This window comes from Paraburkholderia sp. BCC1884 (assembly GCF_900996225.1).
In the GTDB taxonomy this organism is placed as follows: domain Bacteria; phylum Pseudomonadota; class Gammaproteobacteria; order Burkholderiales; family Burkholderiaceae; genus Paraburkholderia.
In genome coordinates this window covers 1-431 of record NZ_CAAJGL010000045.1, presented here as the reverse complement: position 1 = coordinate 431, position 431 = coordinate 1, and the positions used below count along the sequence as shown (strand labels likewise).

At 71.2% G+C, this 431-nt stretch carries 1 pseudogene; it reads left to right on the top strand.

Annotation, left to right across the window (positions count from 1 at the left end):
- Positions 1–431: pseudogene (locus FQ705_RS03835) on the top strand (phosphoesterase); the annotation flags it as partial.

Genomic DNA, 431 nt, shown 5'->3' with positions numbered 1-431 from the left:
CAACCTCGCCACGCGCCTGAGCGGCGCCGGCGTGGCCAACGCGGCCTCGTCCGTCACGGTCCCGGCCGGCGACGTGCTCGCCGATGCCGGCAAGCTCTCGGGCGCCGAGCAGGCCGCGATCCTCTACGAGGACAACGCGCTGAGCAACCGCTACACCTACGCGACCACCAAGCTCGATCGCGGCGACCTGTATCCGGACGCCCTCGCGGTCGCCGGCGGCGACCCCTCGCTGGCGAAGCTGCAGGGCATCAGCTCGGCCACGCTCGTGACGCCGACCCAGACGCAGGCGCCGATCACCTTCGCGCAGGCCCAGCAGGCCGCCTTCAACGTGGAAGGCATCCCGCGCTACGACGCCGTGTTCATCCTGATGCTCGAGAACCGTTCGATCGGGACCACCACGGGCGGCACGATCGGTATCGAGGGCTCGGGCG